This window comes from Nonomuraea diastatica, assembly GCF_004349015.1.
Taxonomy (GTDB): domain Bacteria; phylum Actinomycetota; class Actinomycetes; order Streptosporangiales; family Streptosporangiaceae; genus Nonomuraea; species Nonomuraea diastatica.
Window position 1 is genome coordinate 1 of the sequence record NZ_SMKP01000156.1, and the last position, 26,230, is coordinate 26,230.

26 protein-coding genes and 1 pseudogene are annotated in these 26,230 nt (G+C 68.3%); 16 read left to right on the plus strand and 11 right to left on the minus strand.

Annotation, left to right across the window (positions count from 1 at the left end; all coding sequences use genetic code 11):
* Nucleotides 1-322: 322 nt before the first annotated feature.
* Nucleotides 323-955: a TetR/AcrR family transcriptional regulator gene (locus tag E1294_RS38620; RefSeq protein ID WP_132515935.1), complete on the minus strand. Its 633-nt coding sequence runs from the start codon at nt 953-955 to the stop codon at nt 323-325.
* Between the two features lie 77 nt (nt 956-1,032).
* Here E1294_RS38620 and E1294_RS38625 point away from each other — a divergent pair, with 77 nt between their 5' ends.
* Together E1294_RS38625 and E1294_RS38630 are read left to right on the plus strand one after the other, a co-directional pair.
* Complete coding sequence (locus E1294_RS38625) at nt 1,033-1,935, plus strand: SDR family NAD(P)-dependent oxidoreductase (RefSeq protein ID WP_132515936.1); 903 nt, start codon at nt 1,033-1,035, stop codon at nt 1,933-1,935.
* Between the two features lie 86 nt (nt 1,936-2,021).
* Nucleotides 2,022-3,218: an FAD-dependent monooxygenase gene (locus E1294_RS38630; RefSeq protein ID WP_132515937.1), complete on the plus strand. Its 1,197-nt coding sequence runs from the start codon at nt 2,022-2,024 to the stop codon at nt 3,216-3,218.
* 785 nt (nt 3,219-4,003) lie between these two features.
* Here E1294_RS38630 and E1294_RS38635 read toward each other — a convergent pair.
* Entirely contained in the window at nt 4,004-4,201 is a 198-nt protein-coding gene (locus E1294_RS38635) for a ferredoxin (RefSeq protein WP_342775129.1), read from the minus strand.
* A gap of 6 nt (nt 4,202-4,207) precedes the next feature.
* On the minus strand, nt 4,208-4,510 hold the full coding sequence (locus E1294_RS54945) for a cytochrome P450 (RefSeq protein ID WP_220448168.1): 303 nt from the start codon (nt 4,508-4,510) through the stop codon (nt 4,208-4,210).
* Between the two features lie 13 nt (nt 4,511-4,523).
* Here E1294_RS54945 and E1294_RS54950 point away from each other — a divergent pair, with 13 nt between their 5' ends.
* The gene (locus tag E1294_RS54950; RefSeq protein ID WP_220448169.1) at nt 4,524-4,919 is read left to right on the plus strand and encodes a hypothetical protein; all 396 of its coding nucleotides are present in this window, start codon (nt 4,524-4,526) and stop codon (nt 4,917-4,919) included.
* On the opposite strand, the gene E1294_RS53375 is transcribed toward E1294_RS54950, so the two are convergent.
* The 3 genes from E1294_RS53375 to E1294_RS38650 all read right to left on the minus strand — a co-directional run bounded on the left by E1294_RS53375 (nt 4,867) and on the right by E1294_RS38650 (nt 7,273).
* Complete coding sequence (locus E1294_RS53375) at nt 4,867-5,028, minus strand: hypothetical protein (protein WP_165977701.1); 162 nt, start codon at nt 5,026-5,028, stop codon at nt 4,867-4,869. The genes E1294_RS54950 and E1294_RS53375 overlap by 53 nt on opposite strands.
* A 101-nt stretch (nt 5,029-5,129) precedes the next feature.
* Nucleotides 5,130-6,026 carry an RNA polymerase sigma-70 factor gene (locus tag E1294_RS38645; protein ID WP_132515938.1) on the minus strand — a complete coding sequence of 299 codons (897 nt, stop codon included), beginning with the start codon at nt 6,024-6,026 and terminating at the stop codon, nt 5,130-5,132.
* A 59-nt stretch (nt 6,027-6,085) separates the two neighbouring features.
* Entirely contained in the window at nt 6,086-7,273 is a 1,188-nt protein-coding gene (locus E1294_RS38650) for an NAD(P)/FAD-dependent oxidoreductase (protein ID WP_132515939.1), read from the minus strand.
* Between the two features lie 497 nt (nt 7,274-7,770).
* Here E1294_RS38650 and E1294_RS58410 point away from each other — a divergent pair, with 497 nt between their 5' ends.
* The 4 genes from E1294_RS58410 (at nt 7,771) to E1294_RS38670 (ending at nt 11,617) form a co-directional block, all read left to right on the plus strand.
* Entirely contained in the window at nt 7,771-7,983 is a 213-nt protein-coding gene (locus E1294_RS58410; protein ID WP_425465250.1) for a carboxymuconolactone decarboxylase family protein, read from the plus strand.
* 396 nt (nt 7,984-8,379) lie between these two features.
* Entirely contained in the window at nt 8,380-9,258 is an 879-nt protein-coding gene (gene sigJ, locus E1294_RS38660; protein WP_246083606.1) for an RNA polymerase sigma factor SigJ, read from the plus strand.
* A gap of 228 nt (nt 9,259-9,486) precedes the next feature.
* Entirely contained in the window at nt 9,487-10,332 is an 846-nt protein-coding gene (locus tag E1294_RS38665) for an SDR family NAD(P)-dependent oxidoreductase (protein ID WP_281284576.1), read from the plus strand.
* A 319-nt stretch (nt 10,333-10,651) separates the two neighbouring features.
* Nucleotides 10,652-11,617, plus strand: coding sequence for an NADP-dependent oxidoreductase (locus E1294_RS38670; protein ID WP_132515942.1), 966 nt, complete (start codon nt 10,652-10,654; stop codon nt 11,615-11,617).
* Between the two features lie 267 nt (nt 11,618-11,884).
* On the opposite strand, the gene E1294_RS54955 is transcribed toward E1294_RS38670, so the two are convergent.
* Nucleotides 11,885-12,082 (minus strand): hypothetical protein, encoded by a 198-nt coding sequence (locus E1294_RS54955; protein ID WP_220448170.1) that lies wholly within the window; start codon nt 12,080-12,082, stop codon nt 11,885-11,887.
* Nucleotides 12,083-12,406: 324 nt separating this feature from the next.
* Here E1294_RS54955 and E1294_RS38680 point away from each other — a divergent pair, with 324 nt between their 5' ends.
* Complete coding sequence (locus tag E1294_RS38680) at nt 12,407-12,664, plus strand: AbrB/MazE/SpoVT family DNA-binding domain-containing protein (RefSeq protein WP_132515943.1); 258 nt, start codon at nt 12,407-12,409, stop codon at nt 12,662-12,664.
* Between the two features lie 685 nt (nt 12,665-13,349).
* Here the strand turns inward: E1294_RS38680 and E1294_RS38685 are convergent.
* Nucleotides 13,350-13,562: pseudogene (locus E1294_RS38685) on the minus strand (transposase); the annotation flags it as partial.
* 272 nt (nt 13,563-13,834) lie between these two features.
* Nucleotides 13,835-14,584 carry a hypothetical protein gene (locus tag E1294_RS38690; protein ID WP_132515945.1) on the minus strand — a complete coding sequence of 250 codons (750 nt, stop codon included), beginning with the start codon at nt 14,582-14,584 and terminating at the stop codon, nt 13,835-13,837.
* A gap of 1,456 nt (nt 14,585-16,040) precedes the next feature.
* Between E1294_RS38690 and E1294_RS53380 the strand changes: the two genes are divergently transcribed.
* Nucleotides 16,041-16,193 (plus strand): hypothetical protein, encoded by a 153-nt coding sequence (locus tag E1294_RS53380; RefSeq protein WP_165977704.1) that lies wholly within the window; start codon nt 16,041-16,043, stop codon nt 16,191-16,193.
* 133 nt (nt 16,194-16,326) lie between these two features.
* Nucleotides 16,327-17,460, plus strand: coding sequence for a substrate-binding domain-containing protein (locus tag E1294_RS38700; RefSeq protein WP_132515946.1), 1,134 nt, complete (start codon nt 16,327-16,329; stop codon nt 17,458-17,460).
* Between the two features lie 98 nt (nt 17,461-17,558).
* Here E1294_RS38700 and E1294_RS53385 read toward each other — a convergent pair whose 3' ends face one another.
* Nucleotides 17,559-17,717, minus strand: coding sequence for a hypothetical protein (locus E1294_RS53385; protein WP_165977705.1), 159 nt, complete (start codon nt 17,715-17,717; stop codon nt 17,559-17,561).
* An 868-nt stretch (nt 17,718-18,585) separates the two neighbouring features.
* Between E1294_RS53385 and E1294_RS38705 the strand changes: the two genes are divergently transcribed.
* The 5 genes from E1294_RS38705 to E1294_RS38725 all read left to right on the plus strand — a co-directional run bounded on the left by E1294_RS38705 (nt 18,586) and on the right by E1294_RS38725 (nt 23,545).
* On the plus strand, nt 18,586-19,596 hold the full coding sequence (locus E1294_RS38705; protein WP_132515947.1) for a hydroxyacid dehydrogenase: 1,011 nt from the start codon (nt 18,586-18,588) through the stop codon (nt 19,594-19,596).
* Between the two features lie 35 nt (nt 19,597-19,631).
* Nucleotides 19,632-20,906, plus strand: coding sequence for an ABC transporter substrate-binding protein (locus E1294_RS38710; protein ID WP_132515948.1), 1,275 nt, complete (start codon nt 19,632-19,634; stop codon nt 20,904-20,906).
* A gap of 70 nt (nt 20,907-20,976) precedes the next feature.
* Nucleotides 20,977-21,903, plus strand: a complete 927-nt coding sequence (locus E1294_RS38715) for a carbohydrate ABC transporter permease (protein ID WP_132515949.1) — start codon at nt 20,977-20,979, stop codon at nt 21,901-21,903.
* Entirely contained in the window at nt 21,903-22,802 is a 900-nt protein-coding gene (locus tag E1294_RS38720) for a carbohydrate ABC transporter permease (RefSeq protein WP_132515950.1), read from the plus strand. The genes E1294_RS38715 and E1294_RS38720 overlap by 1 nt, the downstream gene beginning before the upstream one ends.
* Nucleotides 22,799-23,545: a ferredoxin-NADPH reductase gene (locus E1294_RS38725; RefSeq protein ID WP_132515951.1), complete on the plus strand. Its 747-nt coding sequence runs from the start codon at nt 22,799-22,801 to the stop codon at nt 23,543-23,545. The genes E1294_RS38720 and E1294_RS38725 overlap by 4 nt, the downstream gene beginning before the upstream one ends.
* A gap of 463 nt (nt 23,546-24,008) precedes the next feature.
* Here E1294_RS38725 and E1294_RS38730 read toward each other — a convergent pair whose 3' ends face one another.
* A complete protein-coding gene (locus E1294_RS38730; protein WP_132515952.1) occupies nt 24,009-25,523 on the minus strand; it encodes an RICIN domain-containing protein in 1,515 nt (504 codons plus the stop codon).
* Between the two features lie 123 nt (nt 25,524-25,646).
* Between E1294_RS38730 and E1294_RS38735 the strand changes: the two genes are divergently transcribed.
* Entirely contained in the window at nt 25,647-26,081 is a 435-nt protein-coding gene (locus E1294_RS38735; RefSeq protein ID WP_132515953.1) for a hypothetical protein, read from the plus strand.
* The last annotated feature ends 149 nt before the right edge of the window (nt 26,082-26,230 follow it).

Sequence of the window (26,230 nt, forward strand, 5' to 3'; positions counted from 1 at the left end):
TCGGCGGGCGCCGAAGCCTTCGCCGACCCGCTCAACGGCATCGCCTTCGGCTACACCCGGCGCCGCTTCGGCTTCGGCTGGTCCTACCCGGAACACGACCTGCTCGCCGCCGCCGTCCACGCCGCCGTCTGCTGAGGACCGCACATGAGCACGCACACCGAAAGAAGCGGCCTCGCCTGCTGGTGATCGCCGCCGCCCAGCTGCTGATGGCGATGGACGGCTCCTGGTCCTGGCCGGCACATTCGCCCTGGTGCCCGGCACCCACGAGCGTGGGGGCCTCGACCTGCCCGGCGCGGCCACCGTGACGGGCTTCACGGCCGATTCACGTGTCCGCCCGTCTCACGATACCCGTCACCTGTTCGGGCTGCAGGGCGATGTCGACGGCGCGGCGCAACGCACCGCGTGTCTCCTCCGGCCCGTCGCCCTGCTCGATGCTGGCGATGGCGGTCGCGTTGAGCGCGCCGAGCACCGCACCCACCATCGCCGCCGCCTCCACTCGGCTGACCGACTCGGGCGCCGCCCGATGTAGGGCGTCGATCAGCTCGCCCTGGGTCCGCAGCAGTCGCTGGACGAGCCGGGCCTGGACCGATGGCGTCGAGGCGAGCAGCTTGACGCGTAGCGCCGCGAGACCGCTCGGCACGTCCGTGTGCATCGTCTGTTCGGCGATCTTCCGCGCGGCCTGCTCAAGGACTTCGCCCACGCTCTGACCCGGCCGCCACTGCGCGATCGTGTGCAGCCCGACGTCGAGGCGTTCCTCGGCGGTGCCGATCACGACATCTTCCTTGGTGGGGAAGTGCAGGTAGAACGTCCGTTCCGACACGTCGGCGGCTTCGGCGATCTCGGTCACCATGGTCTGATCGAACCCCTTCTGTTCGAACAGCCGCATGGCCGCGTCCACCAGCGCGTGACGCGTCCGTTGCTTCTTCCGCTCTCGCCGCCCAAGCTCCTCGGTCATACTGAAAGTCTACAGGCACCATAAAAGTATCGTGTCTATATTGGTGCAGTAGCTGTATCATTTGGCTAGGAGGGTTCATGGTGGACATCTCAGGCTCGGCGCTCTTCATCACCGGAGGAGCCCAAGGCATCGGCCTGGGCATCGCCCGCGCTTTCGCCGCGGCCGGCGCCCGGATCGCGCTGGCCGACATCGACGGCGCACGGCTGAAGGCCGCACGGCGCGAACTGTCCGTTCTGGCGGGCGAGGTGGAGGCGTTCGAGCTCGACGTACGCGACCGCGACGCCTTCGCCCGAGTGGCCGACGCCGCAGAAGAGCGGCTCGGCCCGATCACCGTCCTGTGCAACAACGCCGGGGTCGGCACCGCCGTCCCCCCGTCTCAGCTGAGTTACGAGCTGTGGGACCACGTGCTGGGCATCAATTTGGGCGGCGTGGTCAACGGTCTGCAGACGTTCCTGCCCCGCATGCTCGGCCGAGGCCGACCGGCTCAGATCGTGAACGTCGCCTCAGGGGCCGGACTCGTCGCCAGCGACAAGTTCCTGTACGTCGCCTCCAAGTTCGCCGTCGTGGGACTGTCGGAATCGCTCCGCCAGCATCGCGAACTCGCCGAACGCGGAATCGGGGTGACCGTGGTGTGCCCCGGCTTCGTGCGGACCGAGATCATGGCCAACAGCCTGAAGCACGAGCCGGGCAACCCCTGCACTCCGGCCTCGCAGGACCCCGCGACCGAGGCCCGCGACCGGATCTTCGAGCGCTACGGGCTGTCCCCGGACGTGGTCGGCGAGCAGGTTCTGCGCGCGGTCCAGGAAAACCGGCTCTACGTGCATCCCGACCGCATGCTGGCCGGGCCGATCCACGAGCGCACACGCGATCTCCTGGAGGCGATGCCGTCCGGGACCGAACGCGACCGGCAGATCGCCGCGATCTTCGAGCGCGAGATCATGCCCGTGGTACGCAGCGCGCCCCCGTCGGAACCGGAATAGAGCGAGAACCTCGGCGGGATCGGCGCTGCACGGCGTCGCCCCGCCGCAGCCCGGCAACTTACCTATCATTAAGTAAGGAGGAGCGCATGCGGATTCTGATCTCCGGTGCCAGCGTGGCGGGTCCCGTGCTGGCCTACTGGCTCCATCGGTACGGCTTCCGCCCCACGGTGGTCGAGCGGGCACCGGCCCTGCGCAAGACAGGAGGTCACGCCGTCGACCTCTTCCGCCCGTCGATGGGCATCGTCGAGCAGATGGGCTTGCTGAAGCACGTCCAGGCCAAGGACACCGGCGCGCAACGCGTGACCCTTCTCCGGGAGGGCGCCAAGGCGATCCGGGTCGACACCGCCCGCGTCCTCGGCGTCACGCCTGGTCGGCATGTCGAGATCATGCGCGACGACCTGAGCGAGATCTTCTACGACGCCACCCGGCACGACGTCGAATACGCCTTCGGCGACTCCATAGCTTCCATTGAGGACGGCGAGGACGAGGTGAAGGTCACCTTCGAGCGGGCAGAGCCGCGCGCGTTCGCCCTGGTGGTCGGCGCTGACGGGCTGCACTCCAACGTCCGCCGACTGGTGTTCGGGGAGGAGCGGCAGTTCACCCACTTCCTCGGCGGGTACGTATCGGTGGCCACCGTGCCCGACCACCTCGGCCTCTCCAACGAAATGATCAGCCTGGCCGCTCCCGGCCGCATGATGGCCATGTACAGCCCGCGGCATCTGGAGGAGGCCCGCGCGACCTTCATGTTCCACAGCCCTCACCGCCTCGACTACCACCGCCACGACACCCATCGGCAGAAGGAACTGCTGCGCGAGCACTTCGCCGGCCTCGGCTCGGAGGCCCCCCGCCTGCTCGCCGAGCTGGACGGCGCTCCCGCCTTCTACTTCGACGAGATCACCCAGCTCCGCATGGAAACCTGGTCGCGTGGCCGGGTGAGCCTGACCGGCGACGCGGCCTACTGCCCAGGTCCCGCCGTGGGCGCGAGCACCAGCATGGCGGTGATCGGGGCCTACGTGCTCGCCGGTGAACTGGCCGCAGCCGGCGGCGACCACACCGCCGCCTTCCGCGCGTACGAACGTGAAATGGCCGACTACGTACGAGGCAGCCGCGATTATGCCGCCCGCATGGTCAAGCAGGTCATTCCCGGCACCCAGGCGCGGATCTGGGCAGGCGCTCAGATCTTCCGCCTGCTCGACGTCCTCCCGGCCGGGCCGGCTCGCCTGCTGTCCAAGCTGGCTGACACCACGGGCCTCCACGACAAGGTCAACGTGAAGCGGTATTGATCCCGACTCGCGCTTCACCACCGAAGTCCGCTTCCTGGTTGAGTAACCAGGAGGTTGACCGGATGGTCACAACATGAACGCGCAAGTCGGAAAACCGCGATCTGGAACGGGCACTCCGTGCTGGGGTACAGCCGGGCCAGCGTCCACAGCACGGTCAGCCCTGCAACCTGCACGGTGGCAGTTCTTTCCACGCAGGAATGCCCGCCAGCAGCGCCTCGGTTCGCTGCGTACTGTGCCCCGCTATTTCCACGAGATGAGGGGCAAGGAACGCCAGATCCACCCGGCGGCGCCCTTGCACGCATGCCACCAGTCCACCGCGTATACCAGACCGTCCCGATGTGCGGATGCCGAGGGCTGAGGTTGCCATGTAGCAGCAGCGTGTCGCCCTGCAACGCGTCCAGGTCAAGGAGATGAGGCGCGGCCTTGAGCAGATCCCGCCCGCGCAACCGGGCGGACGGCCCGGCGAACATGCGGGTTGGGGCGCAGCACCGCTTCAACCGTTCCTTCGGGAGCGGCGTGAGCGCGGGATCCTGCTGTCTGGTCAGCGTGGCGGACAAGGCGAACTGCATGCGCCCCGGTGGCGGAGAACCCGTGCGCGCCGCCGGAAGCTCGAAAGCAGTTCCGCACACGGCAGGAAGTCGGCCTAGGTGTTGGCAGGAGGGTGATCGGTCGCCATGCCTAGGTCCCGGCTCGCCTTGTCCTCCAGCGTGGATGTGCTGGAGGACAAGGTCTGACCTACCCCACCGGACGTCACCGGCCGCTACCGGCACGGACACCCCGGTGGCTTACTCCTGCAGGATGGAGAGGGCTCGGGACGGGCACAGCGTGACGGCGTCGCGCGCCTGTGCCGCGGTCTGGCCGTCGGGGTGGTCGGTCAGCAGGACGACGATGCCGTCGTCGTCCTGGTCGAAGACGGCCGGTTCGGTCAGGACGCACTGGCCCGAGCCGACGCAGACTCCGGTGTCGGCTTTGATATGCATCATGCCTTCTCACCAGGTGATGGGTAGTTCGTGGGCGCCGTAGATGACGGCGTCGGTCTTGAACGGCAGGTCCTCGATCGGTGTGGCGAGCCGCAGGGTGGGGATGGGGCGGAACAGCGTGTCGAAGACGACCTGCAGTTCCATCCGGGCCAGGTTCTGGCCGAGGCACTGGTGCGGGCCGAAGCCGAAGGCGAGGTGGTGGCGGGCCCCGCGCTCGATATCCAGTTTCGGCCGGGTCCTTGGATGCCGCCGGGTCCCGGTTGGCCGACTGTCCGGGTGGATGAGCGGGCCGAGCACGCCGAGCCAGATCATGCGCTGTGGTCTCGTGGCCGGCGGTCAGCAGCAGCTCGCAGATCACCAGGGAGGGCACCGGCAGGGACAGCGCCTGGACCAGGTCGATCGGGTGCTGGCCGGTGGCGAGCATGTCGTCGATGAAGTGGTCGATGATGTCCTGGATGCGGGGGCGCAGCGCGGCCAGCCGCTTCACGGTGAACTCGCCGATCAACGCACGCCGGGCCGCGGCGTGTTCCGCGCCGGCCATGCTGACCATCGACGGTGGCTGGCTGCGGAGCTGCTGCTGGACCGCCGCATCGGCGGCGAAGAACGGGAAGCCGTCCCTTTGCCGGTCGGAGGAGGAGCGGCGGTCGGCGAGGATGGTGCGGCCTTCCTCATGCCCGGCCACCCCACGCCTCATCCCCGCTGGTCAGGCGGATCTTGCTGATCGGCGCCTGCTCGCGCAGCCGTTCGTAGGCGGCGGGCGGGGCGAACGGGCAGCCACGCTCGACCGGCAGTTCCGGGTCGGTGCGTTCACCGGCAACGCTCTTCGTCATGAAGGACCTCCCAGTAATAGATCTGGCTGAATGTGTTCGGAGCTCTTCGGGGGTGAAGCCAGCACGGTGCCTTGGTCAGGTGGTAGTTCCGCCGCCGGTGTTCATCGCAGGGTGAGCGGGGTCTCGGATGCGATGCGGGTCAGCTTCTGCGGGTTGCGGACGTAGTAGAGGCCGGTGATGCGGGCGTTCTCGACGCGGATCGCCAGGACGCCGTCGATCTCGCCGTCCACGCGTACGATGAGTGCCGGGTTGCCGTTGACGACGGTGGGGTCACAGGCGAGGCAGACGTCGGACTTGCCCAAGCCGCCGACGATGAAGCGGACCACCTTCTCGGAGCCCGTGATGGGCCGCGGCGCTGGCTGCTTGGCGCCGCCGCCATCGGCGATGAGGACGACCTGCGGGGCGAGTACGTCGAGCAGACCCTGCAGGTTTCTGGTTTCGAGCGCGCGCTGGAACGACTCCAACACCGCCCGGGTCTGGCTCGGGGAGACCGCCTGACGAGGGCGGCGGGCATCGACGTGCCGGCGGGCACGGTGCGCGATCTGCCGGACGGCCGCGGGGGTCTTGCCGACGGCGGCCGCGATCTCGTGGTAGCCGACGTCGAAGACCTCGCGCAGCACGAAGACGGCGCGCTCTGTCGGTGACAGCGTCTCCAGGACGATCATGAGCGCCATCGACACGCTCTCAGCGAGCTCGATGTCCTGAGCCACATCCGGCGAGGTGAGCAACGGCTCAGGCAGCCAGGGCCCGACGTAGGTTTCCTTGCGAAGCCTCTTTGTGCGCAGCCGGTTGAGCGACTGCCGGGTCGTGATCCGGACCAGGTAGGCGCGCTGGTCGCGCACCTGGCCCACGGCGACCTTGACCCACCGCAGCCAGGTTTCCTGCAGGACGTCTTCTGCGTCGGTCGCCGACCCGAGCATCTCGTAGGCGACGGTGAACAGCAGATTGCGGTGGGCGACGAACGCCTCGGTCGCCGGGTCAGTGGCAGGATCGCTCATATCTGGCTCCCTCCTCTTCGCGGTCGGCCCTGGCCGCCGGACGCCTTGAAGCTGCTCATTCAGCGGATGGCCAGCGCCTCGCCACGCTTGGTCTGCAGCAACTGCCGGCGCTTGTCATCTTTGAACCACCAGGTGAACGAACCGGGCTTACGTCCCTCGTGCGCCAGCTCCTTGACCATGCCCCTGCAACTGCCCTCCTTGATCATCGCGCCGAGGCGGCCACCGATGGAGAACTTGTTCACGGTGTCGTCCCTGGAGGCGAGCTGTGCGGTGGCGGCACGACGACCCAGGGCGATGCACTGGCCGAAGTAACCCACGTTGATGGCCGCAGACCGCTCGCCCGCGATCCGGCTGAGCACCGTGTCGGCAGCGTGCGCGCCCAGCGGACGCGCGGTCTGGCAGCTCATCCGCAACGGCAGGTCCGACGGTGCCGCCGAGTCCCCGGCCGCGACGATGCGCGCATCGTCCACGCTGGTCAACGTTTCGTCCGTAAGCAGGCGGCCCACGGCGTCGGTGCTCAGCCCGCTGCGCGCGGCCAGGTCTGGCACGCCGAACCCTGCGGTCCAGATGGTCACCTCGCTCGGCAGTTCGCGGCCGTCACCGAGCTGCACGGCGTCGCACGTCACCGCCGTCACCTTCGCCTTGGGCCCGTCGAGCACGGTCACACCGAGTCTGGCCAGCTGCTTGGCAACCGAGCGTCGAACCCGAGGATGCAGGTACGGGCCCAGCATCCCGCCGCACACCAGAGTCACGGTCCGGTTGGCCTCCGCCAGCTCGGCGGCGGTCTCGATACCCGTTGGACCGCCCCCGACCACCGTCACTGCAGCCGTTGCGGGTGCGGCGTCGATGACCGGCCGCAGCCGCTGTGCCTCTTCCAGGGTGGCGATCGGGTAGGCGAACTCGGCCGCTCCGGGCACACGCGGGTCGGCGCTGCCGCTGCCCACGGCGTAGATCAGATAGTCGTAACCGACCGTACCGCCGGTCGCCAAGCTCGCGCGGCGCCCGGCCGCGTCGATCCTGGTCACGGTGTCGACCACCAGCCGGACGCTCTTGGCCAGGACGTCTTTATAGTCCACGACCGCGTCGTGGGACCCGCCCACCAGCTGGTGCAGGCGAAGCCGCTCGACGAAGGCCGGGCGCGGGTTGATCAGAGTCACGGTCACATCGTTACGCTGCGTCAGGCGGTTGGCCGCCATGACGCCGGCGTATCCGCCGCCGATCACGACTGCATCGATGTTCTCGGTCATGGTGCCTCCTTCGTTTCTCGAGGTTTGGCATCAAGACACTGAGCGACCGATCGTTGTGACAGCGTGTGAGGCAGATCACCCCACAAGAAAATGGCCCCTGAGCCTTCGTATCGTTGCGTGACACCGGTTACGGCGCGCATGCGGCGCTGCCCCTCCTACCTGAAGGCCGCAGTGGAGCGCGGTCCGGTTGCGTACGTAACGCTTCGACCCCAGCACGCTCCTGCCAGTCCTTGGTGTGCTGCTCTATTTTCGGTCACAGCACCAGCGACCATGCCCATAGCGTCGCGGCTGGGAGACGCAGATCACATTCGGTTGGCTGTGACATCTGGCCGGGCTGTGTCGTCGGTGGGGTGTACAGCCGAAACGACAAGGAGAACAGTGTGGGCGCCCGTCTCGACCTTCTTGGCAGCCCGATCGCGGCGAAGCTTCTGAAGCATGTCCTGTCCACGGGCAAGGACGTACACGATTCGCCCCTGCCGTCCACAACGCAGGACCTGGTGGCGCTTCGCGTCAGCCAGATCAACGGTTGCAGCGTCTGCGTCGACATGCACACCAAGGAGCCGCGCTCGCGGGGGAATCCTCGGTTCGCCTCAACCTGGTCGCGGCGTGGCGGGAGGCGACGGTCTTCACCGAGGCCGAGCGGGCCGCCCTGGCGCTGGCTCATCACCCAACAGCCCGCCGGCGACTACAAGCCCGGCCAGCACGGATAGCGATGCCGATCCGCGTCAGGCTGGGTGGGACGAACTCCAGCAGCCCAGTCCCGCCTCTGACTTCTCGAGTTCAGGATACGCAGGACGGAACACGTGCCGCCGAGTCCGTGGCAGCGCCACCGAGGGCTCTGGCCGGCCTTGTTGAGGTCTCGCGTGCGTGTGGAGGGCGCGTTCCAGCGTCAGATCACCTAGAGGTTGGCGTTGGCGGAACGATGTTTCATCTCGGCGGTACGACGACGCAACCCCTCCAAGTGGGCGGCGGCGCGTCAATCTCACTGTTCGGTGCGTTGTCTCGTCGAACTGGTGAGGGCAGTTGCGACCAAGGGAATCGGCAACATCATGACCACCCCATCCGAGCCAGGAGCCGGCCGGCCAGATCCGGGCCTGAGCCCGATCATGAGCGAACGGCGCCAGCTGATCAATCTCGCCTACCGGCTCCTCGGCTCTCTGGCCGATGCCGAAGATGTCGTCCAGGAGACCTACGCCCGCTGGTACGCCATGACCCGGCAGCAGCAGGAGGCCATCGAATCGCCCGGCGCCTGGCTCACCACGGTCGCCGGCCGTATCTGTCTCGACTTGCTCGGCTCGGCACGGGTCCGGCGCGAGCGGTATGTGGGCGAGTGGATCCCGGAGCCGTTGCCCGATCGTACGGAGTGGAGCAACGGGTGGCCGGGCGGTGGTCCGGTCGACCCGGCTGACCGGGTCACCCTTGACGAGTCGGTCAACATGGCCTTCCTCGTCGTGCTCGAAGCAATGGCTCCGGCCGAGCGCGTCGCGTTCATCCTGCACGATGTGTTCCGCTACTCCTTCGCCGAGGTGGCCGAGATCGTCGGCCGTACGCCGGCGGCGTGTCGTCAGCTGGCCTGGCTGGCCCGCCGCCGGATTCGCGCGTCGCAGGGTCCCGCGACTCCGGCGGGCCGGCAGGCCGGCATCGTCAGGGAGTTCAAGCAGGCATGGGAGGCCAAGGACATCGACGCCCTCGTGGGCCTGCTCGACCCTGACGCCACGGGGACCGCCGATGGAGGCGGCCTGGTCAGCGCCATGCTGCGCCCGATGGAAGGAGGCGAGCGGATCGCGCGCGCCTTCGTCACCGTCGCCGGCCTGGCACCCGGCCTGGCGATCCTGGAGCGTACGGTCAACGGCCAGCCCGGTCTGGTGCTTCAGCAAGACGGCGTCACCGTGGTGGTGCTGGCCTTCGACGTCGCAGGCGACCGGATCAAGCGCATCTGGTCGGTGCTGAACCCCGACAAGCTCCGGCCTTGGACGACAGACTGACGTGCGGACCAGGACAACCGGCGTGGTCTTCCGGGTCGGCGAAGCCGCCAAGCTGCGCGACGCTGTGGGCGTCCTTGTCGCCGGCCAAGAGGGACGGGTTGCTCACCGTCGTCTGTTTGTGACGCTCGCCACGTACCTGCAAGGTCACGAAGAGTCGGGGCGCTGACGGCTCGTGTCTGACCAGAGGACTCGATATCGGATCAGGAAAGGAAGCAATCAAAAATGACCATGAGAGAGCAAGGAACGGTTTCGCTGGCCGGGAGGGTGGCGGTCGTGACGGGGGCGGGGTCCGGTATCGGCGCGGCGACCGCGGCAACGCTGGCTTCCCTGGGAGCGCGGGTGTGCTGCGCCGGCCGTACCGTCGAGAAAGTCGAGCGGACAGCCGAGGCGATCGTGGCCGCCGGCGGCGAGGCGTTCGGGTTGCGGGTCGACGTGGCATCGCAGGAGGACAACGAGGCGATGGTCCGCGAGACGGTCGCCCGTTACGGCGCGGTGCATATCGCACATCTCAACGCTGCCATCGGGCACTGGGCCGGTGTTCTGGACTACCCGCTGGAGGAGTGGGACCGCACGATGGCGGTGAACCTGCGTGGCGTGCTGCTCGGTCTGCAGGCAGCGGGTCGGGCGATGCGCGACGTGGGCGGTGGCTCGGTTGTGGTCACCTCGTCGGCGGCCGGGCTCACCGGTGTGCGGATGTCACCGGCGTACTCGGCGTCGAAGCACGGTGTGCACGGTCTGGTCAAGTCGGCTGCCCTGGAACTGGGGCCGGTCGGGATCCGGGTCAACGCCATCTGCCCTGGATACATCGCCAGCAACGATCTTATGCGGAGGCTGGGCGAGGAGCTCGGCGTCGCCAGCCGGTTTCCGCTGGGCCGACCGGGGCGCGCCGAGGAGGTCGCCAACCTGGTCGCGTTCCTGGCCAGCGAGAACGCGTCATTCATCACCGGCAGCGTGCTCACCATCGATGGCGGCTGGCTGGCCGGCGGCATTGACCTCGGAAATGACGCCGAGGATCAGACGGCCAGCGCCGACCGGATCGCCGCCGTCACCAGCACCTACTCCCAGCACGCGTAGGTGTCGTAAGAGCGTCTCGGGCAAACGCGCGAAGACGGACGAACGCCCGAGGCCGGGTGGCCGACGAAAATCCACCCTTGGGCCGGACAGGACCGCCGCATCCAGGTGAACGGCGTGGGCCGACGGGCAAGGTGGCGGTGATGGTGGCGGTGGCCATCGGCGCTGGGCTCGACCTTCCCGGTGTCATCGGCCTACGCCGTAAGGCGGGTGTCGAGCGCGGCATCCAGTGCCTCGGGTCGTCTCGCGATCCCGAACGTTCAAGATTAGTCATTCGGCCGGTCGCGACGACGCGTACCCGGCTTCTACGGAGGATTCCCCCATGAGCGAAGACACGATGGCGGCGGCACGGATGCGCGCGATCATCCACGAGTCTGCGGGCGGCCCCGAGGTGCTGACTCTGGCCGAGGTGGACCGTCCTGAGCCGATGTTGACGGAGGTCCTGGTTCGGGTGCACGCGGCCGGTGTCAACCCGACGGACTGGAAGTCACGGACGTACGGCAGACTGCTGAACGATCCGCCCGCCATCCTCGGCTGGGACGTGTCCGGGGTGGTCGAGGCCGTGGGCCTCGGGGTCACCCGCTTCCGGCCGGGGGACGAGGTCTTCGGAATGCCGCGGTTCCCGCACAAGGCGGGGGGCTACGCGGAGTACGTGACCGCCCCGTCGCGGCACTTCACCCGTAAGCCGGCCGGCCTCGATCATGTACACGCCGCGGCGCTGCCGCTGGCGGCGCTCACCGCGTGGCAGGTCCTGCACGACACCGCGAACGTGCGGCCCGGCCAGCGCGTGCTGATCCATGCCGCGGCCGGCGGGGTCGGCCATCTGGCCGTGCAACTGGCCAAGCATCTCGGCGCGTACGTGATCGGCACCGCCCGTACGCCGAAGCACGCCTTCGTCCGTGGGCTGGGCGCCGACGAGGTGATCGACTACACCGAGGAGGACTTCGCCGCCACGGTCCGCGATGTCGACCTGGTCATCGACAGCATCGGCGGCGACTATGGGCCGCGTTCCCTGCGGACGCTGCGGGACGGTGGCACCCTTGCCCAGCTCTCCCCGGAGCCCGACGATGACCTCCTCCGGCAGGCCGCGGATCGCGGCATCTGGGCGGGCTTCGTTCTCGTCGAGCCGGACAACGCCGCGATGGCGACGATCGCCGAGCTGGTCGAGGCGGGGCGGCTGCGCGCCGAGGTCGACACCGTGCTGCCGTTCGAGCAGGCGGCCAAGGCTCACGAGCTCGGCGAGACCGGCCGCACCACGGGAAAGATCGTGCTCACCGTCACTGGATGACCGCCCGCGGGGTTGCCGGGATCGAAGAAGATCCTGTAAAGGTTGGAGCGTCGTCTCCGTACGACGTCACAGCGGGAGATCAGCTGGCCGATCACGGTCTTGGAGCCGACCGAGGGTCTGGCTGTCGAGCACAACCCGAGCTCGTCGTCGGCCACCGTCGCGAGCGGACGGCGTTGGAGCTCGGCAGAGTGTCGGTTTGTCCGGGGGTGAGGTGGTTGACGATGGCGCGCTCGTGCCGGCGGGGTGGGATGGCCAGGACCTGGCTGATCACGGCGGCGGTTCGGGTGCCCGCGGGGCCGCATAGCTGAACAGCGAGTGGATCGCGGCCAGCCGGGCGTTGCGGGTGGCGCTGCCGTTTCCCCGGTCATCCTCCAAGTGCTGCGGGAACGCGCCGATCATCGTGGCGTCCAGGTCTGTGAGGCTGAGTCTGCTGGGTGCCTTCCCGGTCTTGGCCCGCACGAGCACGTGTCGCGATATGCCGCGACCGTGTTCGGCCTCGCCTCCTTCTGCCGGGCCAGCCGGTCGGTGAAGAACCCCTGCAGGATGGGGCAGGGTCGGTCATCGGGACACCTGCCCGTCGGCCTGCTCGAGCCTGCCGGCTGCCAGGGCGAGGAGCTCGGGGACGGCCTGGAGATACCGGTAGGCGGCTTCGGGTCGACATGGCCAGCCAGTCGACCGTAGCGGGAGCCGGGCTTGCACGTTCCCGCCGTCGCTATATCAGATTTGTTGTAAATTCCATACTTACCGCTTGGGGAGTCTGGCGAGTGAGACGACCAAGGGGGCCTGCTCATGGCTGCACCACGTCCGCCGCCGGGCAAGCTGGCGGGCACTGCAAGGGTCGGCGAGAAGGGTCAGATCGTCATCCCGAAGGACATCCGTGACATGTTCGGGATCAGCCCGGACAACACCCTGTTGCTGCTCGCCGACTTCGGCAAAGGTATCGCCGTCCTGCCCAAGGAGATGGCGGTCGACCTGGTCGAGACCGTCCTCGGCGAGTCGCCCGCCGCAACGTTCGACAATCGGGGAGAGGCCAATGGACCAGGCTGAGCAGACTCGGCAACGTCGTGCAGCAAGACCGTGGCATCTGTGGGCGGCAGGGCTTGTCTTACTGGCCCTCTACCTCGTCGGTGCGCGTGACTACATCGTGACCAGGACCCTGAACCAGGGGCACTTCGGCGAGGAGGGGCTACGGACCTCTCCCTCATCGGCACCCCGTGGGCGTACGGGACGTACGACGACAACTGGGACGTGACGTTGACATCGGCGATCGTCGGCCTCGTCACCATGGCCCTCAGCCTTCATGCGGCGAACAATGGCAAGACAGCACCGCGTAGCTGAAACCGGCCTGCGGGCCGGGTCGCCGCCTTCCGGCTACTTCGTCGTGGCGCGCCGGATGATGGGGATCACGACGGCCTGAGGCGCCGAGGGCAGCAGCGCCGCTGAGATGACGTCGTCGCGCTGCTGCGCGCGCCGGCGGTCGCCGGACTGCTGCCGTCGATGGGCACCGCAGCAATGAGAAGACCATTCTGCCCTCGAGGGAAATGCGCTCTTCGCGAGGGTCGGTTGCTTCCCATGTGCACCGAGATCCAGTTAGCAAATCACCCGAAGTGAACCCTGTGCCTGCCGCTAATGTCATCCGCTCTCGCCCCGACGGCTACCCGAACCTGTTCACGCAGGTCATTGTGGAGGGCATAGAGATCACCGTCCTACCACCAGCGAGTGAAATCGCACGGACAATTCGCCAGGGCACCAGGAAGTCAGCGGGCAGATTGCGCCACTTGCAGCCGTTGTCGACCACGTACCGGATGGCATCCATGATCAGGCGACGGCAGTACTTCCCGGGTCGTCCGCCATTGCCGATAAACCAGGCCGGCCAGGGCATCAGCGGCTTGATGACCTGCCATTCTTCGTCACTCATATCGGTGGCGTAGCGGGGCGCCCGGATCGGTGATCGGCTCCGCGGCCGGACCGGCAGGCCACGCATGAGCAGGCAGCTTCTTCGTTACGGGAGACAGCGATGGGAGCGGTGGCGTACAACGGCGGCAGACCTTCCGGTTGGTGACGTGGCTGGGACAACCACCGCTCCGACCGGAAGATCGCTCTAGGCCGCGGAAGATTCGCGCTACGTCACCATTTCGCCTGATCGTCGCCCACGCAGCGGGCTCAGGGAGCAGGCTGTACACGGGCACTCAGGCTCAGTTCGTGGGGGCAGGGCTATCAGAGGCGATGAAGAAGGGCGTCCGTCTGGGTCCAGTGCCAGTTGACGGGCGCCCATTGCTTCTTGAGGACGGTGCGTTGCCGGGTGTACCCGTGCAGCGCCTCCTCGGCGGCGGCCGCCAGTTCGGTGAGATCGTCAGGGGCGGGCACGCGCAGGATCAGGTGCTGCTTGTTGTGGACGAGCAGGAGCTCACCGGCGGGTGAGCAGGCGGTGAGGGTGAAATGGGTCAGCGGTTTGAAGGCCTTGCTTCCGGTATCCAGCTTGGCACGCAGGATCCCTGCCTTGTCCCAGGCGTACAGGCCGTAGCGGTTGAGGTGGAAGGCAAGGCCCCTGTAAGGGTCGGCGGCGAGGTTGAAGCAGAAGCCGGTGAACGGGGAGTCGTCCCACTCGTGCATGCCGTGGAGGCGCCCGGTCATCTTTCCCTGGTCATTGACAAGAGCGAAGACGAACGGCTGACCACGGCTACCACCGCGGAAAGTCCTGGCGTACACGGGGACGACGAACAGGTCATCGGCCAGTGGCACGGGCCGCCACAGGCGTGAGGCGTCCCAGTCCCAGCGTGAGTGGGCCTCGTCGGTCAGTTGTTCGGTCAGCGCCGGCCGTGGTCGATGGGCCAGACCTACCGGGGCGCCCTGATACGCGACGTGCGCGCGCATGTCGACCTCGCTCTGGTGGGCCGGTTCGGGATCGAGCGAGGCGAGCGCCTCGATCATCGGTTGGGAAGTGGCCGTCAGAGCGTCGTCGGTCACGCCGACGATGTTGGTGATGACGCTGCCGCGCCAGTGGGCCCACGCCCATGGAGAGCGGTCACCCGCGCCGCGAGACTGGCCCTCTGCCTGGCCGTCCTGTGGCACGGCGACGGCCACTCGGCATTGGGGAGCGAACTCGTGCCTGCGGCTTCGCCTTCCTCGGCCCGCGGACGTCACCGGCCGCATATTTCGAAGCGTTCACCAGTCTTCCCGGCTCCTGTATTCGATCTTCGTGCGTCTGATCGGCTGGCTTGTGTTGCTCGCTCGGAGTGAGGCGTCCAAGGATCTGGAGCTCCGGTCGCGGCCGACCAACCTGCCGCCGCAGCCGTGACGCCCGGCACGCTCCTGGCCTGGCACCGCCGTCTGGTCAAACAGCATTGGACACACCCGGCCAGGGCTGGCCGGCCACCGATCACCGCCGAGATCCGCGGCCTGGTAATACGGCTGGCACGAGAGAACCCCGCTGGGGCCACCGGCGTATCCAAGGAGAACTCCTCGGCCTCGGGCACCGGATCGGCGAAGGCACGATCCGCCGGACCCTGGCCGTGGCCGGGCTGGGCCCCGCACCCCGCCGGATGTCGCCGACCTGGCGGCGGTTCCTGACCGCCCAAGCCGCCGGATTGCTGGCGTGCGACTTCGCCCACGTCGACACCGTATTCCTCAAGCGCCTGTACGTGTTCTTCGTCATGGAGATCCAGACACGCCGAGTCCATATGCCGGGCGTTACCGGAACCCGACCGGGGCCTGGACAGCCCAGCAGCCACGGAACCTGCTGACGGGCCCGGGGGAACGCGTCGACCAGTTCACACTCTTGATCAGGGACCGTGACGGGAAGTTCTCCGGAGCGTTCGACGACGTCCTCCCCAGCAGTGGTATGCGGGTTATCAGGACACCACCGCGATCGCCTCGTGCGAACTCCTACGCCGAACGATTCGTCGGCACGCTTCGGCGCGAGAGCCTCGACCACCTGTTGGTCCATGGTGCGCGGCGCCTTGGTCGGTGCCGGCTGATTACGAGCGGCACCACAACGCTCATCGGGCTCACGAGTCCCGCGGCCAACGACCCCCACTGCATGACCCTGGCGAGCCGATCGACCTCACGGCTGTGATCGAGCACCGCAGTACCGTCGCGGGCCTGATCCACGAATATCGAAGAGCCGCATGACGATCATGCGAAAGCCCACGTAGAAAGCCTGCCGATGTTTTGGCACGGCACAGGCCGTCAAGAGGGGCGGTGGAAGACTGCGGAGCGTCTATCAGGGCTCTGTCTCACGGATCTTTCCGTTGGTGACCTTTGACGGGCAAAGCACCCGGTTGTGGCGATCGCCCCTGGCGGTTCCGGTGACATGCCGCCGGGCCTTGATGCCGCCGGGCGCCGATGCTTCGATCACCTCTATCATTCTAAGTCAACTTCGATCACTTTGGATCGGTAGCATGGACCGCCGACTAGGAGGGATATGACGAACTCCGTGACCGGTCTCGGCCGAGCAGGCCGGGCGGCCGGGCCGCTGCGGTCGGGCGTGTGGGGCGAGCGCCTGACCCGGCTGGAGTTGCTCCTGCCCGATACGGCGCGTGGCGCGTTCGCCGTGCGGGTGGAGGCGGGGGCGTGAGGCGGTCGTGCCGCCGCCGTTCCGGGGCCGCCCGAGTCCCTTACCCGAGCACCCTATCGAAGCCTCCGAGAACGCCTCCGAGAACGCCTCCGACAAAGCCTTCGAGAAGGCCCTCAGGAAAGATGGTGCCCCTATGACCGTGCCGGACCCGCCGGCCCCGCTGCCGGACGAACGCCGGACCCAGCTCCTCGACCTGCTGCGCCGGCGCGGCGTCTTACGCGTCGACGTGCTCGCCTCGGAGCTGGACGTCTCGGTCATCACCATCCGCCGGGACATCGCGCTGCTCTCCTCGCGGGGTCTCATCCGCCGCGTACGCGGCGGGGCCGCGCTGCTGAGCGAGCCCGCCGCGGGAGCGGAGGCAGCCGTCCCGACGGTGCCCGCCGCGGGGGGCGAGGAGCCACGGCTGACCATCGGCATGGTGGTGCCGTCGCTGGACTACTACTGGCCGGACGTGATCCGCGGCGTGCGCGAGGCCGCGGCGGCTTCCGGGGCGCGGATCGTCCTGCGCGGCGCCACCTATCAGGCCGCCGACGAGCGGCGTCAGCTCGCCCGGCTGGTCGAGATGGAAGGCATCGACGGTCTGCTGGTGGCGCCCACCACGACCGGCGACGACGGTGAGGCGCTGGTGAAGTGGCTGCAGGGCACGGGCGTGCCGGTCGTCCTCATCGAGCGGGCCGCCGCCGTGGGCGACTACCGGGAGGCCATGGAGTCGGTGGTCAGCGATCACGCGTTCGGGGCGGCCATGGCCGTACGGCACCTGGCCGCGCTCGGGCACCGGCACATCGGGCTGATCACCACCCGGCTGAGCCCCACGAGCCCGCACGTACGGCGGGGGTGGCAGCAGGCTTGCGAGGACCTGGGGCTGGAGCTCGACGGCGGCGCGCGGGGTGAGGCCGTGCCCGACGCCGACACGGTCGATCAGCGCGATCCCGGCTGGCCGCAGGCGCTCGACGAGGTGCTCGACGCGTGTGCCGCCACTCGGACGACGGCACTGCTCGTGCACTCCGACCCGGAGGCGATCAGCCTGGTGGAGCGGTGCCGGGAACGCGGCATCCGGGTTCCCGGCGATCTGGCCCTGGTGACCTATGACGACGAGGTGGCGGAGCTGTGCGACCCGCCGCTGACCGCCGTCCGGCCGCCCAAGGCGGCCATCGGGCGGGCCGCCTTCGCGATGCTGACCGGCCGCCTGGACGATCATGACCCGGAACGACCCAGCCACCGCGTCATCATCGAGCCACGCCTGATCGTGCGCTCCTCGTCGTCATAGCGACTCGTCATAGCGACTCGTCATAGCGACTCGTCATAGCGACTCGTCATAGCGACTCGTCATAGCGACTCGTCATAGCGACTCGTCATAGCGACTCGTCACAGCGACTCGTCACAGCGGCTGGTCGCCGCGTAGTTCGAGCACCGCCCGCCGCCGGCGCACCATGGCAGCAGCGTTCCGGCGGCGAGCGGTGAGGAGTCCTCGGCGCCGAGCACTCCGGACGACGTGAACCCCGCCCGGGAACGAGCCGGGAGCACAGGACATCGCTCCAGGCGGCTCCTTCCTCGCGGACGGACTCCGTGGCGGGAAGCGGCCATCCGCCGACGCGCAGCAGCCCGCCACTGGCCCGCTCGTCCTCGGACGCCGTCACCCGTACCAGGCGAACCTCCCAAGGCCCGCGCACGGCGGAGATCACCTGCAGCCAGGCCCCAGGCGCGACACCCCGGACCGGCGGCTCCCGTGATCCGGCTGATCGCCTTCCGGGACGACCCAGTGAGCCTGCCAGCGTGACGCCCCGACGAGGGTCCCGGAGGGGAGCCGGCCGGTGAAGGCGGTCTCGAAGCCGGTGCGGTGGCTGGGCTGCCCGCTTTCGTCGAGGAGGGCGACCGGCTGGTCGAAGAGTTTCGCCTGACAGCAGGGACGAGGTGGCGGTGGAGTGCCCGAATCGCGCGTACAGCGGCGAGCCGGTCAGGTGGGCTCCGGGGTGGGAATGGTCGGCCACGCGGACGATCCCGTCGGCGCGAGTGCCAGCGGTGAGAGCCGGGGTCACAACCACGGTCGCGTCAGGCGGCCCGGGGTCCCGGGTCCATTCGGTGTACGGCGAGAGCCGGCGGTCGTCGAACTCCCGCAGAGAGTCCTGCAGAGTGGGCATCCGTCCTCCTGACGTGATCAGGCACGATGTGTCCCGCCGTGATATCACTCGGGAGGAGCCGGGGAGCAGGAACGATCAATATCGATCAGATAAACGTGATCGATATGATTCACACGGTATTGACGCGATTGTAACGAGCGGACATGATCGGCATCATCGGAAAGCGCTTGCCCGGGATGTCCACGTGGCCGGATGAAGCGAGGCGAAACCATCAAGCACAGCAACGTGGTCATGAGGCCGCTCGGAGGGTCCTCATGACGCACCGACCGCAGGCTCTGCTGGTCATGGACCAGGAGACGTACGGCATGCAGTTCCAGGAGCCGCAGCTGCGGCGGTTGCGCGCGCTCGCCGACCTGGGGGAGCCGATCGTGACAGCCGACCTCGACACGGCGCCGGCACGGAGCAGGCTGCGCGAGGCCGAGGTCCTGCTGACCTCCTGGGGCTGCCCACCGCTGACGGCCGAGCGGCTCGCCGACGCGCCGAGGCTGCGCGCGATCTTCCACTGCGCCGGCACGGTCCGCTCGCTCGTGACCGACGAGGTGTGGCGGCGCGGCATCCTGGTGACCAGCGCGGCCGACGAGAACGCGATCCCGGTGGCCGAGTTCACGCTCGCCGCGATCATCTTCGCCGGCAAGAAGGCGCCGTTCCTCGCCCAGGACGCGCACATGCGCCAGGCCGTCTGGTCCTCCATCGTGCACCGCGAGGACCTGTCCAACCGCGGGCGCGCGGTCGGGGTGGTGGGCTACTCCCGGGTGGGACGCCGCGTCGTCGAGCGGCTGCGCGTCCTGGAGGCCGAGATCCTCGTCGCCGACCCGTACGCCGACCCCGGCGAGGTGAGCGCGGCCGGCGCCCGCCTGGTCGAGCTGCCCGAGCTGCTGCCGCGTTGCGACATCCTCACGCTGCACATCCCGGAGCTGCCCGCCACCCGCCACCTCATCGGGGCCGCCGAGCTGGCCACGCTGCCGGACGGCGCCACCGTGATCAACACCGCGCGCGGCGCCGTGCTGGACACCTCGGCCCTGGAACGAGAGTGCGCCGCCGGGCGGCTCAACGCGATCCTCGACGTCACCGATCCCGAACCGCTGCCGCCGGCCTCCCCGCTGTACAGCCTGCCCAACGTCATGATCACCCCCCACATCGCCGGATCTCTCGGCTCGGAGACCCGGCGGATGAGCGAGAGCGCGCTCGACGAGCTGGAACGCTTTCTGACAGGCCGGCCGCCGCGCGCGGCCGTGACCGTGGACGAGTTCAAGGTGAGCGCCTGAGCCCGGAACCGGCTCAACGGAAAGGAATCCGATCAATGATCGCTTCGAACGCCTCACGCCGCCTGGCGGCGGTGGCCCTGCTGGCACTCGCCGCGACCGCCTGCGGCGGCGGCTCGGGCGGCTCCGATGGCGGCGACGGGAACGTCACGCTGACCGTCTCGGTGTGGAACCTGGCCAAGACTCCCGAGTTCCAGGCCCTGTTCGACGCCTTCCAGAAGGCGCACCCAACCATCAAGGTCAAGCCGGTGGACATCCTCGCGGACGACTACCCGGAGAAGGTCACGACGATGCTCGCCGGCGGCGACACGACCGACGTGATCACCATGAAGAACGTCATCGACTACTCGCGCTACTCCAGCCGGAACCAGCTCCTCGACGTCACCGACCTGGCCAAGTCCGGCGACGCCTCGAAACTGGCGGGCCTGGAGGCGTTCGACGTGCAGGGCAAGTATTTCGCCGTGCCGTACCGGCAGGACTTCTGGGTGCTCTACTACAACAAGAAGCTCTTCGAGCAGGCAGGCGTCACCATGCCGGAGAAGCTGACGTGGGACGAGTACGCCAAGCTCGCCCAGCAGCTCACCCGCGATGAGGGCGGCAAGAAGGTCTACGGTACCTACCACCACACCTGGCGCTCGGTGGTGCAGGCCATCGCCGCCGCACAGAGCGGCGGCGACCTGCTCGGCGGTGACTACTCCTTCTTCAACGACCAGTACGCGGTGGCGCTCGGCCTGCAGAAGTCCGGCGCCGCCCTCGACTTCGGCACGGCGAAGTCGCAGAAGTCCGACTACCGCACCCAGTTCGAGACCGGCGCGACCGCCATGATGCCCATGGGCACCTGGTACATCTCCGGCATCCTGGAGGCCAAGGGGAAGGGCGCGACCGATGTGGACTGGGGGCTGGCCCCGATGCCGCAGCGTCCCGGAAGCACCGAGGTGACCACCTTCGGCTCGCCGACCGCCTTCGCCGTCAACGCCAAGGCAGAGCACGTCGACGCGGCCAAGAAGTTCGTGCAGTTCGCCGCAGGCCAGGCCGGCGCCGAGGCGATCACCAAGATCGGTGTGGTGCCCTCGCTGCAGACCCCGGAGATCACCAAGGCGTACTTCGGGCGTGAGGGCATGCCGGCCGACGAGCTGTCGAAGAAGGCGTTCGAGCCGGACAAGGTCGTGCTGGAGATGCCGGTCAGCGACAAGGCCTCCGACATCGACACGATCCTCAACGAGGAGCACGAGCTCATCATGGTCGGCGACAAGCAGCCCGCCGACGGAATCAAGTCGATGAACGAGCGTGTCAAGAACGAGGCGCTCAACTAGGGTGCGCCGGCGGGCGGGCGCGCCCGCCGCGTCCCCGTGCGCGACCATCAGACAGCCCAAAAGGACGTTCATGGCCAATGTGATGACGCAGGCGGCGCCGCCCGCGCCGAAGGCGCCGCCTCCAAGGAAACGCGCGTGGCGCGACATCCTCGTCGGATGGAGCTTCATCCTCCCGAACTTCATCGGCTTCGCGCTGTTCACCCTCGTCCCGATGCTGGCAGCCTTCGCCCTGGCCTTCCTCGACTGGGACTCCTACGGCACGCCCGAATGGGTGGGGCTGGACAACTTCCAGCGCATGCTCGGTGACGAGAACTTCCACGTCGCCCTGCGCAACACGCTCTACTACGCGGTCGGCCACATCCCGCTCACGCTGATGGCCGCGCTCGGCCTGGCGCTCGTGCTCAACCGCAAGCTGCGCGGCATGGCCGTCTTCCGCACCGCGGCGTTCTTCCCGTACATCACCTCGCTGGTCGCCGTCGCCATCGTCTGGAACATGCTGTTCAACCCGACGGCCGGGCCGATCAACCAGTTCCTGCAGGCGATCGGCCTCGACGATCCGCCCCGCTGGGTGGCCAGCACCGACTGGGCGATGCCGGCGGTGATCGTCACGAGCGTGTGGCGGGACATGGGGTACTACATGGTGCTCTACCTGGCCGGACTGCAGACGATTCCGAAGGAGTACTACGAGGCCGCCACGGTGGACGGCGCCGGCGCCTGGCAGCGCTTCTGGAGCATCACCCTGCCGAGCCTGCGGCCGACCACGTTCTTCGTCGCGGTCATGCTGACCATCCAGAGCTTCAAGGTGCTCGACCTCATCGTGGTCATGACCGAGGGCGGCCCGGGGCGCAGCACCAAGGTCCTGGCCCAGCTCGTCTACGAACAGGGGATCAGGGAGGGGCGCTTCGGCTACTCCTCGGCCATCGCCCTGGTGCTGTTCCTCATCGTGCTGGCCGCCACCCTCATTCAGTTCCGGCTCAACGAACGCAGGAGCGGCTGATGACGACGCTGCAAGACGCTCCCTCCGCCGCCACCGGCCCTCGCCCTCCGTCGGGGCCGCTCGGAGGGGAGCGGCGGGGCCTCACCCTGGTCCGCAAGACAGCCACGTACGTGGCGCTGGCCGTGGTGTCCGCCATCGTGCTGGTGCCGTTCGCGTGGATGGTGTCCTCGGCGCTCAAGCGCGACAACCAGGTCCTGACCATCCCCATCGAGTGGATTCCGAGTGAGCTGCGCTGGTCGAACTTCATCGACATCTGGGAACGCATTCCGCTGCTGAGCTACCTCGGCAACTCGGCGTTCCTGTCGCTGACGATCACGCTGCTGCAGGTGCTCAGCGGCAGCTTCGCGGCCTACGGGTTCTCCAAGGTGCGATTCCCCGGCAGAGACGCGTTGTTCGTCGCCTACATCGCCACCATCGCCGTGCCGTGGCAGGCCTACATGGTGCCGCAGTACATCATGATGCAGCGGGCCGAGCTGACGAACACGTACTGGTCGGTCATCCTGTTGCAGGCGTTCGGCGCGTTCGGCGTCTTCCTCATGCGTCAGTACTACATGTCGATCCCCGACGACCTGTGCGAGGCCGCGCGGATCGACGGGCTCAGCGAGTACGGCATCTACTGGCGGATCATGCTGCCGCTGTCCAAGCCCGCGCTGGCCAGCCTGGCCCTGCTCACCTTCGTCAACACCTGGAACGACTACATGGGTCCGTTCATCTACCTGACGAGCAACGAGCTGTGGACCGTGCAGCTGGGGCTGCGCTCGTTCGTCGGCCAGTACGAGGCGGAGTACGCCATGATCATGGCGGGCGCGGTGCTGTCGGTGCTGCCGATCGTGGTCATCTTCCTGCTCGGCCAGCGGTACTTCATCCGCGGCATCGCGACCAGCGGGCTCAAGGGATGAGCGCGCGGGCCCGTGGCACGGGTGCGGCGGGGCACGTCTCCGGGGTGCGGCGGTTGTTGCGGCCGGCCGCGCAGACCACGTACGAGAAGGTCTTCGGCACCGTCTACGTCGGTCTCATGACGAACGTCCTGCTCGCCCTCGCCTGCTCGCCGTTCCTGGCGGCGCTGGCGATCGTGCGCGACCCGCTCGCCTCGTGGCCGTTCTTCTCCGCGCTGTCGGCGCTGTGCGCGCCGGCGCTGACGGGGGCGTTCGCCTGCTTCGCGGCGCTGGGGGAGACGGGGCCCATCGTCGTGCTGCGCCCGTTCCTGGACGGCTACCGGCGCGGCGGCCTGCGCGCGGTCCTGGTGTGGGCCGCCGGCGCCGCGGCCGTCGGCATGCTGGCGCTCGACGCCGTGGTCGTCTCGCGGACCGGGTGGGGGCCCGCGCTCGTCCCGTTCTTCGCCACGGCGGCGGTGCTGGTGGCCTGCGTGGCACTCGCCGTTCTGGTGCTGCTCGCCGAGGCGCGGCGGGAGCCGGTGCGGGTCCGTGACCTGGTCCGCCCCGGGATCTACCTCGTGGCGCGGCGCTGGTACCTGGCCGCGCTCAACGTCGCCGTCCTCGGCCTGGCGGTGGCCGTCGTGCTCGCCAAGCCGGTGATCGGCGTCCTGCTCCTCGGCGCGCCCCTGCTCTACCTGGTATGGGCCACGACGAGGTTCGTGGTCGCCCCGGTCCTGCCGGCACCCGGGCAGGCCTCCGCCCGCTGAGACCTGAGCGGCCGTTTCCAGCCGGCCATGACAGCGAGCGGGGCGATGCCCGCTGTCATGGCCGGTCTCCGGCGCCGGAAAGGGGCTCGTGTGCGGCCCAGTCAGCGGGGGGTCAACTCGATGCGGTACTCCCGTCTCTGGGAACCGTCCTCACTCGTCACGGTGGCGGTCACGATGGATTCGGCGCGGCCGGTCCGGCGGATCGGCACGGTGGCGTAGGGATCGCGTGGCGTCGCCTCGACCGTGGCGCGGTCAGGGTGTTCGACGGGGACCCGGCTAGCCGGTGGTGCCGGGCGTGAATCCCGCGATCGGGGTCCCGTCGCCCTTCGGGGGAGTAGCCGGGCATGAGTGAAGTCGACCGCTTGCTCGTTTCCCGATCCCCCGGCACCGAGCACACAGCACGAGTTCGGCACCGGGGGCGTGAGGGCCGCACCGCGGATCCGCGGTCACGTCGAGACGACCGTTAGACGGCCGTGCGCGACCACTGCTGGTTGGTGCCGGTGTTGCACGGATACTGCTTGAGGATCACGCCGTCCGCGGTCGATGCGGACGGTACGTCCACGCATTTGCTGCTGTGTCGTGCCCGGAGCTGGAAGTAGCTCCCGTTGGCGACCATCTGGAACTGCTGGTTGGTGCCGGTGCCACAGGTGTACTGGATGAGTTCGGCACCGTCGGCGGTTGAAGCGCTCACCACATCGAGGCACTTTCCGCTGTGCTGGCTGATGATGCGCCAGTAGCCGCTGCCGGCGTCCTGGAACTGCCACTGCTGCCACGCGTTGCCGCCGTACGTGTACTGGCCGACGCGGGCACCGTTGTCGGTGTTCGGTTGTTGGACGTCCATGGCCTTGCCGCTGTGGCGGACGTTGATCCTGTAGACCGTCCCCGGCGGAGGGGTGGAGTCGATGGTGTCGCCCCAGGCATACCGGATCCGGTCAGCGCCGGAGGTGTTGCGGACGGTCAGGTTGAGATTGGTGCCGCTGCCGCTCAGGGCGTACATCGAGTACCAGTCGTAGCCGATGTCACCCGGCTTGCCGCCGAGGGCGGGCCAGTAGGTGCCGCCCATTTGGTTGTCACGCATGACCTGGGCCATGGCGCGGATGTGGCGCACGAAGTTGTCGGTGCTGTTCGCGTCGCCGTAGTTGAGGCCGGTGGACATCGGCGCGCCGAACTCGGTGGCGACCGCGCGGGAGGCGCAGTTGCCCAGACGCGTCTGAATGTGGCTTCGGAAGGCGTCGTAGGTCATCGCGCTGTAGAAGAAGGCGTAGTGGTGGAAGGACAGCAGGCTCGAGTTGAAGCGGCTGTCGTTGCAGATGTCCCGCAGGTCCTGGCTGTAGCCGGTGCCGCCGATGAGCACCCGGCCGGGCACGGCCGAGGTGTGATAGCTGAGCCAGTTCGCTGCGACGTTGCGCCATTCCGCCGATGTGTAGCCGTGCGGCTCGTTCATCGGTTCGAAGTAGACGTTGCTGTTCGAACCGTAGGTGTTGGTCACGCTGGACCACATCGTGTTCCATGCGGCGATGTTCGTGATCTTCCCGCCGGAGGCGGCGCCGTCCTCCCAATAGGCGAGGATGACCTTGAATCCGCGGGCGGTGGCGGCGTCAATGGCGCCGCGGTAGGCGTTCCACCAGGTCGTGTTGGCCACGGTGTGCGTGTTGATAGGCAGCCGGACGGTGTTGACCCCCATGGTGGAGGCCAAGTCGTCGTAGATGGCGTTGGCCTTGGCCCGTACTGTCGCGTTGCTGTCGGACTGGCTCAGGCCCTGCACGACGAGCGTGCCGGTGCTGAAGTTGTCACCCAGCACGGCCCAGTTCACGCCTCGGAATTGGCGGGTGGCGGCATCGGCCGGCGACTCGGAGACGACGAGGCTTGTCACTGCGGTGAGCGCGGTCACCACAAGGGCGATCAGCGACCGGCGCAACGACCGGGTGCTCCGCGACGGTCCTGTCGAGTAACCATCAGACGCCGTGATCAGTGTCATAAAATTCCCCATCACTAGATCTGAGTTCCTGGGTCAAACCTCACTTGCGGACATCATGGTGCTGACGCACGTCCGGGCCGCGCGCATCGTGCTGCACCGCGGAACCCGGAGTAGACGAAGTGGTTGATCTCCAGCACGCCGGTCCGGCGCTCACCCTGGCCCGGCGGCCAGGATGAACACCGCGCCGCGGTCTTCAGACAGGCCATAGCGGACGATCTGCGCATGATGATCTTCGAGGACCACGTCGTGGCCACGTACTACCAGTCGCCGCCGCTGTACACGATCGAGGCGTCCGCGCTGTTGGGCGTGCCGACGAGACGGTTGGCGAACGACGGACCGGGCGCCGCGAGCGCTGGCGAGGCGGGGACGACTTTTGCACGAATATCGGGGTTCCCTTCTGGGGGTCTGCGCTGGGTGGCGAGTGGCATCGCCGGCCTGAGATCGGCCGGCGCATACGGGGGTGTCGATCCATCATCCGGTCATGGGGGTCGGCGACGCGCCGCCACGCGGGTCGAGCCGTTGCCGGGTGATCAGGCGGGTGGGGAGCTCGGCGTGTAGGGCAGCTGGCGGCCCGACCGCAGGCGGCTTAGCCCCAGCGTTGCAGTAGCCGGTCGTACTCGGCCTGGGTGATCGGCAGGACGGTGCCGTGGCGCGGCCGGCCGGGCATGGCGTAGCCGGAGACGGGTGACCATTGCCGGGTGTTCAGG

What these genes read in the sequence shown, in the direction of transcription:
- E1294_RS38630 (WP_132515937.1), top strand. Translation starts at nt 2,022, where the DNA reads ATGCGGATTCTGATCTCCGGTGCCAGCGTGGCGGGTCCCGTGCTGGCC.
- E1294_RS53380 (WP_165977704.1), top strand. Translation starts at nt 16,041, where the DNA reads ATGACGAACTCCGTGACCGGTCTCGGCCGAGCAGGCCGGGCGGCCGGG.
- E1294_RS38635 (WP_342775129.1), bottom strand. Translation starts at nt 4,201, where the DNA reads ATGATGCATATCAAAGCCGACACCGGAGTCTGCGTCGGCTCGGGCCAG.
- E1294_RS54945 (WP_220448168.1), bottom strand. Translation starts at nt 4,510, where the DNA reads ATGATCTGGCTCGGCGTGCTCGGCCCGCTCATCCACCCGGACAGTCGG.
- E1294_RS38625 (WP_132515936.1), top strand. Translation starts at nt 1,033, where the DNA reads ATGGTGGACATCTCAGGCTCGGCGCTCTTCATCACCGGAGGAGCCCAA.
- E1294_RS38725 (WP_132515951.1), top strand. Translation starts at nt 22,799, where the DNA reads ATGAGCGCGCGGGCCCGTGGCACGGGTGCGGCGGGGCACGTCTCCGGG.
- E1294_RS38730 (WP_132515952.1), bottom strand. Translation starts at nt 25,523, where the DNA reads ATGACACTGATCACGGCGTCTGATGGTTACTCGACAGGACCGTCGCGG.
- E1294_RS53375 (WP_165977701.1), bottom strand. Translation starts at nt 5,028, where the DNA reads ATGACGAAGAGCGTTGCCGGTGAACGCACCGACCCGGAACTGCCGGTC.
- E1294_RS38700 (WP_132515946.1), top strand. Translation starts at nt 16,327, where the DNA reads ATGACCGTGCCGGACCCGCCGGCCCCGCTGCCGGACGAACGCCGGACC.
- E1294_RS38715 (WP_132515949.1), top strand. Translation starts at nt 20,977, where the DNA reads ATGGCCAATGTGATGACGCAGGCGGCGCCGCCCGCGCCGAAGGCGCCG.
- E1294_RS38620 (WP_132515935.1), bottom strand. Translation starts at nt 955, where the DNA reads ATGACCGAGGAGCTTGGGCGGCGAGAGCGGAAGAAGCAACGGACGCGT.
- E1294_RS38710 (WP_132515948.1), top strand. Translation starts at nt 19,632, where the DNA reads ATGATCGCTTCGAACGCCTCACGCCGCCTGGCGGCGGTGGCCCTGCTG.
- E1294_RS38650 (WP_132515939.1), bottom strand. Translation starts at nt 7,273, where the DNA reads ATGACCGAGAACATCGATGCAGTCGTGATCGGCGGCGGATACGCCGGC.
- E1294_RS38720 (WP_132515950.1), top strand. Translation starts at nt 21,903, where the DNA reads ATGACGACGCTGCAAGACGCTCCCTCCGCCGCCACCGGCCCTCGCCCT.
- E1294_RS38705 (WP_132515947.1), top strand. Translation starts at nt 18,586, where the DNA reads ATGACGCACCGACCGCAGGCTCTGCTGGTCATGGACCAGGAGACGTAC.
- E1294_RS38645 (WP_132515938.1), bottom strand. Translation starts at nt 6,026, where the DNA reads ATGAGCGATCCTGCCACTGACCCGGCGACCGAGGCGTTCGTCGCCCAC.
- E1294_RS38665 (WP_281284576.1), top strand. Translation starts at nt 9,487, where the DNA reads ATGAGAGAGCAAGGAACGGTTTCGCTGGCCGGGAGGGTGGCGGTCGTG.
- E1294_RS38670 (WP_132515942.1), top strand. Translation starts at nt 10,652, where the DNA reads ATGAGCGAAGACACGATGGCGGCGGCACGGATGCGCGCGATCATCCAC.
- E1294_RS38680 (WP_132515943.1), top strand. Translation starts at nt 12,407, where the DNA reads ATGGCTGCACCACGTCCGCCGCCGGGCAAGCTGGCGGGCACTGCAAGG.
- sigJ (WP_246083606.1), top strand. Translation starts at nt 8,380, where the DNA reads ATGAGCGAACGGCGCCAGCTGATCAATCTCGCCTACCGGCTCCTCGGC.